Origin of the sequence: Pseudomonas sp. NPDC087615 (genome assembly GCF_044743445.1) — a bacterium.
GTDB lineage: Bacteria > Pseudomonadota > Gammaproteobacteria > Pseudomonadales > Pseudomonadaceae > Aquipseudomonas > Aquipseudomonas baetica_A.
Genome location: NZ_JBIUWM010000011.1, coordinates 99438 through 107624, shown reverse-complemented (window position 1 = coordinate 107624; position 8187 = coordinate 99438). Strand labels below are relative to the sequence as shown.

The following is an 8187-nucleotide window of genomic DNA, read 5'->3' as shown; positions in this document are numbered from 1 at the left end:
TAAAAACTCGTCGGCGGCAATTCGAAAGCCATGATGATTCTCCTAATCAGGTCTGTTGCGGTGAGCGCAAGGCCGATCACGGGCGGCCAGAAATGCGACGACGAGTTTTTACTCTTTGCGGCGCAGGGTTCGGATCATAGCACCGGGGTTGCGGCTTAACCACGCAACAACTGTGTGGGATAGAGGTTCCAGAGCCTTTTGGAATAAATCACGGAGCGAGTATCAATTGTCCTGCCACCGCGAACATCATCACCGCCACCAGCAGATCGAGGATCCGCCACGTACTCGGCCGAGCCAGCCACGGCGCGAGCCACGCCGCACCCAGCGCCAGCGTGAAAAACCACAGCAACGACGCACTGGCTGCGCCCACCACATAAGCGCCCGGCACCGATTGTTGCGCGCCAAGAGAGCCGATCAACAACACGGTATCCAGATAAACGTGCGGGTTGAGCAAGGTCACTGCCAAGGCGCTGAGCATCACTGCCCGCAGCGAGCGCACGGTCTGGTTTTCGCCTTGATTCAGGCTCTGTTTCGAGAACGCCCGGCGCAGCGCCTGGCTGCCGTACCAGATCAGGAACACCGCGCCACCCCAGCGCGCCACCGCCAGCAATGTCGGGTTCTGTGCCAGTACGGTGGCAAGGCCGAACACCCCAGCGGCCACCAGCAGCGCGTCGCACGCAACGCATAGCGCGGCGACCGGCAAGTGATGCTCACGACGCAGACTTTGTGCCAGTACAAAAGCATTCTGGGTGCCGATCGCCATGATCAGCCCCAACGCCACCAGCAAACCGTTCACATAGCTTTGCCACATAAGATTCACTCCGCGTTGGCTGCGAGATCGCGCAGCACTTGCATGGCGCGTTCGGCGTCGGCCTGACCGACAAACAGGTGATCGTGGTAGTAACCGGCGATCACGTTGCAACTGATCCCGGCCTTGCCCAGTGCGGTGGCGAATGCGGCAGTGAGGCCGACGGCTTCCAGCGCCGAATGCACGTTAAGGGTGATCCACGCGGCCACGTAATCGAAACTGAAGCCGGCCCGCTCGGCCAGTGAGCGATGCACAATCACGGTCAGGCCTTCTTGTTCACGAAAGCAGCCGACAATCTCCAGGCCATTTGGCAGATGCCCGTCGGGCAAGGTGCAAAACACATAGTCGCCGGCGTTGAGCTGCGGGCTCATGCTGCGCAGCAGAGTCGAGAGTGAGGTTTCGCCAGCCATGGAAAGGTCCTTGAGAGAGAGTGCTTGCTGGCTATTCTCCAGTCGGACGCGTTATAAGAAAAACCAATAATACTGATCGCTCATTAGGAAAAGTGATGTTCGATTACAAATTGCTCTCTGCCTTGGCCGCCGTGGTCGAGCAAGCCGGATTCGAGCGCGCGGCGCAGGTGTTGGGCCTGTCGCAATCGGCGGTCTCGCAGCGGATCAAACTCCTTGAGGCGCGGGTCGGCCAACCCGTGCTGGTGCGTGGTACGCCGCCGTCGCCGACCGAGATTGGCCGGCGCCTGCTCAACCATGTGCAACAGGTACGTTTGCTTGAACGTGATTTGCAGACCCTCGTGCCGGCGTTGGACGAAGAAGGTCTACCCGAGCGTCTGCGCATTGCGATCAATGCCGACAGCCTCGCCACCTGGTGGGCGGACGCCGTGGGTGATTTCTGTGCTGAACAGCATTTGTTGCTGGATCTGGTGGTGGAGGATCAGACCGTCGGCCTCAAACGCATGCGCGCCGGTGAAGTGGCGGCGTGTGTTTGCGCCAGCGAGCGGCCGGTGGCCGGCGCCCGCAGCGTCTTGCTCGGGGCCATGCGGTATCGCGCGCTGGCCAGCCCGGCGTTCATCGCCCGGCATTTCCCCGATGGCGTGCGCGCCGAACAACTGCCGCGCACCCCGGCGCTGGTGTTCGGTCCGGACGATTTCCTTCAGCATCGCTACCTCGCTTCCCTCGGCGTCGACGGCGGTTTCGAGCACCATTTGTGCCCATCCTCTGAAGGTTTTATCCGCCTGACTGAAGCCGGGCTGGGCTGGGGGCTGGTGCCGGAACTGCAAGTGCGTGAGCAATTGCAACGCGGTGTACTGCGCGAACTGTTGCCAGATAAACCGATCGACGTGCCGCTCTACTGGCATCATTGGCGCAACGGCGGTCAGTTGCTGGGCTTGCTGACCGAGCAATTGGTGCGATCTTCGCCACAATGGCTGGTGCCGTTGGACTGACAGCCAGCGTCAAGACACACGAATCAGGCAAATCGAAAGACAGCGGAGCTTTACATGAAAATTCTGGTCACCGGCGCAAGCGGTTTCATTGGCGGACGCTTTGCGCGTTTCGCTCTGGAGCAGGGCCTGGATGTGCGGGTCAACGGCCGCCGGGCCGAGAGCGTCGAGCATCTGGTACGCCGTGGCGCCGAGTTTGTCCCCGGCGATCTGACTGACCCGGATCTGGTGCGCGAACTCTGCACCGACGTCGAGGCCGTGGTGCATTGCGCCGGTGCCGTCGGGCTGTGGGGTCGCTATCAGGATTTTCATCAAGGTAACGTGCAGATCACCGAAAACGTTGTTGAGGCCTGCCTGAAGCGACGGGTTCGACGGCTGGTGCATTTGTCGTCACCGTCGATCTACTTCGATGGCCGCGACCACCTGAACCTGACCGAAGAACAAGTGCCCAAGCGCTTCAAGCATCACTACGCGGCGACCAAATATCTGGCCGAGCAAAAGGTTTTCGGCGCGCAGGAATTCGGTCTGGAAACCATCGCCCTGCGCCCGCGCTTCGTCACCGGTGCCGGCGACATGAGCATCTTCCCGCGCCTGTTGAACATGCAGCGCAAGGGCCGTCTGGCAATCATTGGCAATGGCCTGAACAAGGTCGATTTCACCAGCGTGCAAAACCTCAACGAAGCCATGCTCAGCAGTTTGCTGGCCGCCGGTTCCGCGCTGGGCAAGGCCTACAACATCAGCAACGGTACGCCGGTGCCGCTGTGGGATGTGGTCAATTACGTGATGCGCAAAATGGAGATCCCAGAGGTCACCCGGTATCGCTCCTACGGTCTGGCCTACAGCGTGGCCGCGCTCAATGAAGGGGCGTGCAAGCTCTGGCCGGGACGTCCGGAGCCGACGCTGTCGCGGCTGGGGATGCAAGTGATGAACAAAAATTTCACCCTCGACATCAGTCGCGCCCGGCATTATCTGGACTACGATCCGAAAGTCAGTCTGTGGACCGCCCTCGACGAGTTCTGCGGTTGGTGGAAAGCTCAGGACATTCGTTGAAACGAATCGGCCGACCGGCAATGAACCGCACTACAGGTTGAGGGTCAATCCCTGCGGCTGTGGGGTTTATACTTCGCCCCAATCTGCCATCACCGCGTTTCACAAAGGTTGCCTCAATGTCCATGCGTAATGATGCCCACGACGATTTCGATGATGTACCGAGCCTGCGTGCCGACACTTTCGACGACGATGACATTCCGACCACCGCCCGCACCTCCGTGCACTCGCGCACGCCGCCCGTGGTCAGGGTCAAAGCGGCGAGCACCGGGCCTTTGTGGGCGCTGGTTGGCGCATTGTTTTTCGCCTTCATCGGCCTTGCCTGGTGGAGCTTTCAGCAGATCTCGCTGATGGAGCAGCAACTGGTCGCAACCCAGGAAAGCTTCGCGCGCATCAGCGAAGAAGCCGCGGGGCGCCTGCAAGATATTTCCGGCAAGGTCGTCGCCAGTCAATCCAACGTCACCAGCGACAGCGAAGCGTTGAAGTTGCAGATCAAGCAACTGGAAGGCAAGTTGCTCGATCAGAGCAAACAGCAGCAGGGCGTTGCCGGCCAGACCAGTGAGCTGGACAAGCGTCTGGCGCAGATGAGCGCCCAGACCACCGAGCAACAAAACGCCAACAGCCAGTTACAGGCGCAGGTCAAAGCCCTGAGCGCAGAGCTGACCACGCTGAAAAACGCCCCGGCCGATACCAGCAAGGTCGACGCCCAGCTCAAGGGTTTCGATGCGCAGTTCAAGAGCCTCGGCGCGGACATCGCCGCACTGAAGAAACAGGGCAATCCGAGCGCGGCGATTGATCGTCTGGAGCAGGAAATCGTGGTCCTCAAAAGCGAACAGGAGAACCGCCCGGCAGCACCGCAAAGTGCCGCCAATACCGCCGAGTTCGATGCGTTCCGTCGCCAGATGACCCGCAACATCAACACGCTTCAGGCGCAGATCCAGAACTTGCAGCAGCAGATCAATGCCCGGCCTTAAAGCCTGATCAAACGTGTGGCGAGTGGGCACGTTCCCTCGCCACAACACGGTGTAATCTCCAGAAACCTTCTGAATATCCCTACATCATCCCAAGCCGTCTACGCTCTTGAAACACCAACAAGAACGAGGGATGCGCTATGGGTTTTTTGCATAAAGTGGCCTGGCTCGGCGTGATGCTCTTGGCCGGATTCGGCCAGGCCAACGCCGCGACCACTGCCAAGGATGACAGCCAGGCCGCCATCGCCTTGCTGGAAAAAGCACTGGCCTACTACCACGACAACGGCGACAAGGCGTTCGCCGCGTTCAGTCGCCAGGGCGAGTTTGTCGACAAGGATCGCTATGTGTTTGTGCTCGACACCAAGGGCGTCATGCTCGCCAGCGGCGGGCCCTCGTCGGCGTTGATCGGCCGTGATGTGAGCGAGGTGCTCGGGCCTGACCTGCAGAAAGCCTTCAAAAATGCCTTGAAAGTGCCGGAGGGCAACGGCATCCAGCAAGCCGAGTACCGTTGGCAGAATTGGTCGGATGGCAAGGTCGAGCGCAAGCATGTGTTTTACCAGCGCATCGGCCAACGGATTCTGGCGGTCGGTTATTACCTGCCGCGGGCGTCGTCGGAGCAGGCGATGGCGTTGCTGAACAAGGCTGCTACCGATCTGGGCAAAGACGAGAAGGGCACATTGACGGCGATCAACTCGCTCAAGGGCGGCTATTTGCAGGATGACCTGTATGTGTTTGTCGTCGACCTCGATACCCGGCGCTATGTCGCCCATGGCACCAATCTGCGCTTGATCAATACCGACTTCAGCAAGGTCAAGGACCCGGAAGGCAAACCGGTGGGTGAGCCGATACTGGCGCTGATTGCCAAACAGGATGATGGCGAATACGAATACCGCTGGAAAAACCCGGTGACCGGCAAGGTCGAGGACAAGCACGCCTACCTGAAGAAGGTCGGCCATTTTCTGGTAGCGGTCGGTTACTACAGCCCTTGATCACCCAGATCCTGTGGGAGCGGGCTTGCTCGCGAAGCGGTGTGTCATCCAGCATTGTTGTCGACTGACACTGCGCATTCGCGAGCAAGCCCGCTCCCAAAGGGTTCTCTGGTATGGCTGCTATTGGGTGCCGTGCTCTCTGCCGCGCAGCAAGTTGTTCGGCATCGCAATCGCCGCCGTCAGCCCCAGCCCCGACACCGCCGCACTGACCCACAGCAAATGCCGGAAGGTCACCGAAAGCTCCGCGCGCAAAGCGTTCCGAGCATCACCCGGCGCCGCTTTCAAACCATCAAGCAACACATTGCCCGAATGCCCCTCGCTCATCAGCGAACTGCTCGCCAGATGGGCGAAACTGGAGTCCTGTAAAAATGCCAGTAACAGCGCCGACATCAACGCCACGCCCACCGCGCCGCCGAGCGAGCGGAACAGGTTGGTGGTGCTGGTGGCCACGCCAATGTCGCGTTGCGCCACCGAGTTCTGCGTGCCGACCAGGGAGGTAGGGAACTGCATGCCGCCGGCAATCCCGCTGAGCAACATGAACAAGCCGCTAAGCAAAGTGGCCTCTGGCGGACTGAAGGCCATGCCCAGGATCGAGATCGGCATCAACATCGCGCCGGTCAGAATCTGCGGCTTGTAGCGCCCGGTCACTGAGGTGCGACGCCCAGCAAAGTAGGCGCCGATCGGCAGGCCCATGGCCAATGGCAGCAAGTGCAACGCGGCGCTGTCGGCCCCGGCGCCGGTGACGCTTTGAAAGCGCAGCGGCATCAGCACAATCAGCGAAATCGCCTGGAAACTGGTGAAGAAAATCGTGCACCAGCACAGCAGGGCGTTGCGGTTGGCGAACAGGTGCATCGGCAGCAAGGGCTCACGCGCGCGGCGTTCATGCCAGACAAACAGCGACAGCACCAGCACCGCGCAAACGAACAGCCCAAGCACTTCGCTGCTGCGCCACGAATGACCCTGACCAACCTGGGTGATGCCGAGCAACAGGGCGGTCAGGCCGATGATCATCAGCAATGTGCCGAGGTAATCGATGATCGGTTTGCGCTGCGGGATCGGCAGGCCGCGCAGGTTACGCCGCGCCACCCAATAAGCGCCCAGGCCCAGCGGCAGGTTGATCAGAAACACCCATCGCCACGACAGGTACTCGGTCATGTAGCCGCCCAACACCGGCCCGGCGACGCTGGCCACCGCGTACATGCTGCTGAAGTAACCCTGATAGCGTCCGCGTTCGCGTGGCGGCACGATGTCGCCGATGATCGCCTGACTGACCGAAATCATCCCGCCGGCCCCGATGCCCTGGAGAATCCGCGCCAGCACCAGTTGCTCCATGCTTTGCGCCATGCCGCAAAACAATGAGGCGAGGGTGAACAGGCCCATGCCGAACAGCATCAGTTTGCGCCGGCCGTACAAATCACCGAGCTTGCCGTAGATCGGCACCGCCACGGTCATCGCCACCATGTACCCGGAAATCACCCAGGCCAACAGGTTGACGTCTTTGAATTGAGCGGAAATGGCCGGCATCGACACGGCGACAATGGTCTGATCCAGTGCGCCAAGAAAGATCGCCATCATCAGCGCGACCAGCACGCTGCGAATGGCCGGTTTGGGCGTTTCAGGATGATTGAGATGGGGCACGGACAACACCTGCGGGCAGTGAAAATCCCGCAAATGACCTGGCAAGCGGGGAGGCTTGCCAGTTTAAGTCGGTAGGAAGCTATTCGATAGCCTCGTAAGGAAGTCCGACGTAATTTTCTGCAATGGTTTTTCGCCCCGCTTGCGAGCTGACAAAGTAGTCCAGTTCCGAGGCGCTGATGCGCTGGCTGAAATCATCGTGATCGTCGAAGCGATGCAGCATCGACGTCATCCACCAGGAAAATCGCTCGGCTTTCCACACCCGACGCAGGCAGATTTCGGAATATTTATCGAGCAGGTCGACGCGTCCTTCGCGATAAACCTTCTGCAGAATATTGAACAGTGTGCTGACATCGCTGGCCGCCAGATTCAAACCCTTGGCGCCGGTAGGCGGGACGATGTGCGCGGCATCGCCGACCAGAAACATCCGTCCGTGTTGCATCGGTTCGACCACAAAACTGCGCAACGGCGCGATGCTTTTCTCGATCGACGGCCCAGTGACCAGTTGTTCTGCAAGCGCCATGGGCAGGCGGGACTTCAGTTCATCCCAGAAGCGCTGATCGCTCCAGTCATCGACGTTTTCATCCGCCGGCACTTGCAGGTAATAACGGGTACGCGTCGTTGAACGCATGCTGCACAGGGCGAAGCCGCGTTCGTGGCGGGCGTAAACCAGTTCTTCATGCACCGGCGGCGTGTCGGCCAGAATCCCCAGCCAGCCGAACGGATAAACCCGTTCGAAGACTTTCAGGCAGTCAGCCGGAATCGACTGCCGGGCGACGCCGTGGAAACCGTCGCAACCGGCGATGTAATCACAATCGACGCGCCAGGTTTCGCCGTCCTTTTCAAAGGTGACAAAGGCTTCGTCGGTTTTCATGCCGTGAGGAACGACATTGCTCGCCTGATAAATCGTCGGTGCGCCCGCGTCCCGACGAGCGGCCATCAGGTCACGGGTGACTTCGGTCTGGCCGTAGATCATCACGGTTTTGCCACCGGTCAACGCGTGCAGGTCGATGTGCACCTGGCGCCCGTCCAGCGCCAGATCGAAACCACCGTGAACCAGACCTTCGGCGTCCATCCGTTGACTCACGCCAGCCTGGCGCAACAGCTCTACCATGCCTTGTTCAAGCACACCGGCGCGGATGCGGCCGAGGACATAATCGGGTGTCTGGCGTTCGAGGATGAGGGTGTCGATGCCAGCGTTGTGCAGCAACTGGCCGAGGAGCAATCCGGATGGACCTGCGCCGATGATGGCGACTTGGGTTTTCAGCGTTTTCATTGTTTTTATGACTCGCAAGCTTCACACGGCCAAGGCCGTTGAATGATTTTTATGGATCGAGTGCT

Annotated in this window: 8 protein-coding genes; 4 read left to right on the top strand and 4 right to left on the bottom strand. The window is 60.1% G+C overall.

The features are described 5' to 3' along the window. Window positions 1-208: 208 nt before the first annotated feature. Together ACIOU6_RS08235 and ACIOU6_RS08230 are read right to left on the bottom strand one after the other, a co-directional pair. Complete coding sequence (locus ACIOU6_RS08235; protein ID WP_221732065.1) at window positions 209-811, bottom strand: LysE/ArgO family amino acid transporter; 603 nt, start codon at window positions 809-811, stop codon at window positions 209-211. Between the two features lie 5 nt (window positions 812-816). After that, entirely contained in the window at window positions 817-1218 is a 402-nt protein-coding gene (locus ACIOU6_RS08230; RefSeq protein WP_221732064.1) for an ACT domain-containing protein, read from the bottom strand. A 95-nt stretch (window positions 1219-1313) separates the two neighbouring features. On the opposite strand from ACIOU6_RS08230, the gene ACIOU6_RS08225 reads away from it, so the two are divergent. The 4 genes from ACIOU6_RS08225 to ACIOU6_RS08210 all read left to right on the top strand — a co-directional run bounded on the left by ACIOU6_RS08225 (window position 1314) and on the right by ACIOU6_RS08210 (window position 5211). After that, entirely contained in the window at window positions 1314-2207 is an 894-nt protein-coding gene (locus ACIOU6_RS08225; protein WP_401135285.1) for a LysR family transcriptional regulator ArgP, read from the top strand. Window positions 2208-2261: 54 nt separating this feature from the next. After that, window positions 2262-3254: an NAD(P)-dependent oxidoreductase gene (locus ACIOU6_RS08220; RefSeq protein ID WP_221732062.1), complete on the top strand. Its 993-nt coding sequence runs from the start codon at window positions 2262-2264 to the stop codon at window positions 3252-3254. A 116-nt stretch (window positions 3255-3370) separates the two neighbouring features. Then, the gene (locus ACIOU6_RS08215; RefSeq protein WP_221732061.1) at window positions 3371-4225 is read left to right on the top strand and encodes an ATPase; all 855 of its coding nucleotides are present in this window, start codon (window positions 3371-3373) and stop codon (window positions 4223-4225) included. Window positions 4226-4362: 137 nt separating this feature from the next. Next, on the top strand, window positions 4363-5211 hold the full coding sequence (locus ACIOU6_RS08210) for a cache domain-containing protein (RefSeq protein WP_401135281.1): 849 nt from the start codon (window positions 4363-4365) through the stop codon (window positions 5209-5211). A gap of 120 nt (window positions 5212-5331) precedes the next feature. Here ACIOU6_RS08210 and ACIOU6_RS08205 read toward each other — a convergent pair whose 3' ends face one another. Both ACIOU6_RS08205 and pobA read right to left on the bottom strand, forming a co-directional pair. Beyond that, window positions 5332-6849 (bottom strand): MDR family MFS transporter, encoded by a 1518-nt coding sequence (locus ACIOU6_RS08205; RefSeq protein ID WP_401135279.1) that lies wholly within the window; start codon window positions 6847-6849, stop codon window positions 5332-5334. A 79-nt stretch (window positions 6850-6928) separates the two neighbouring features. Beyond that, a complete protein-coding gene (gene pobA, locus ACIOU6_RS08200) occupies window positions 6929-8122 on the bottom strand; it encodes a 4-hydroxybenzoate 3-monooxygenase (RefSeq protein WP_401135276.1) in 1194 nt (397 codons plus the stop codon). Between the last annotated feature and the right edge of the window lie 65 nt (window positions 8123-8187).

Excerpts from the sequence above, each read along its gene's own strand:
- ACIOU6_RS08215 (WP_221732061.1), top strand. The coding sequence starts at position 3,371 with ATGTCCATGCGTAATGATGCCCACGACGATTTCGATGATGTACCGAGC.
- ACIOU6_RS08210 (WP_401135281.1), top strand. The coding sequence starts at position 4,363 with ATGGGTTTTTTGCATAAAGTGGCCTGGCTCGGCGTGATGCTCTTGGCC.
- ACIOU6_RS08220 (WP_221732062.1), top strand. The coding sequence starts at position 2,262 with ATGAAAATTCTGGTCACCGGCGCAAGCGGTTTCATTGGCGGACGCTTT.
- ACIOU6_RS08230 (WP_221732064.1), bottom strand. The coding sequence starts at position 1,218 with ATGGCTGGCGAAACCTCACTCTCGACTCTGCTGCGCAGCATGAGCCCG.
- ACIOU6_RS08225 (WP_401135285.1), top strand. The coding sequence starts at position 1,314 with ATGTTCGATTACAAATTGCTCTCTGCCTTGGCCGCCGTGGTCGAGCAA.
- pobA (WP_401135276.1), bottom strand. The coding sequence starts at position 8,122 with ATGAAAACGCTGAAAACCCAAGTCGCCATCATCGGCGCAGGTCCATCC.
- ACIOU6_RS08235 (WP_221732065.1), bottom strand. The coding sequence starts at position 811 with ATGTGGCAAAGCTATGTGAACGGTTTGCTGGTGGCGTTGGGGCTGATC.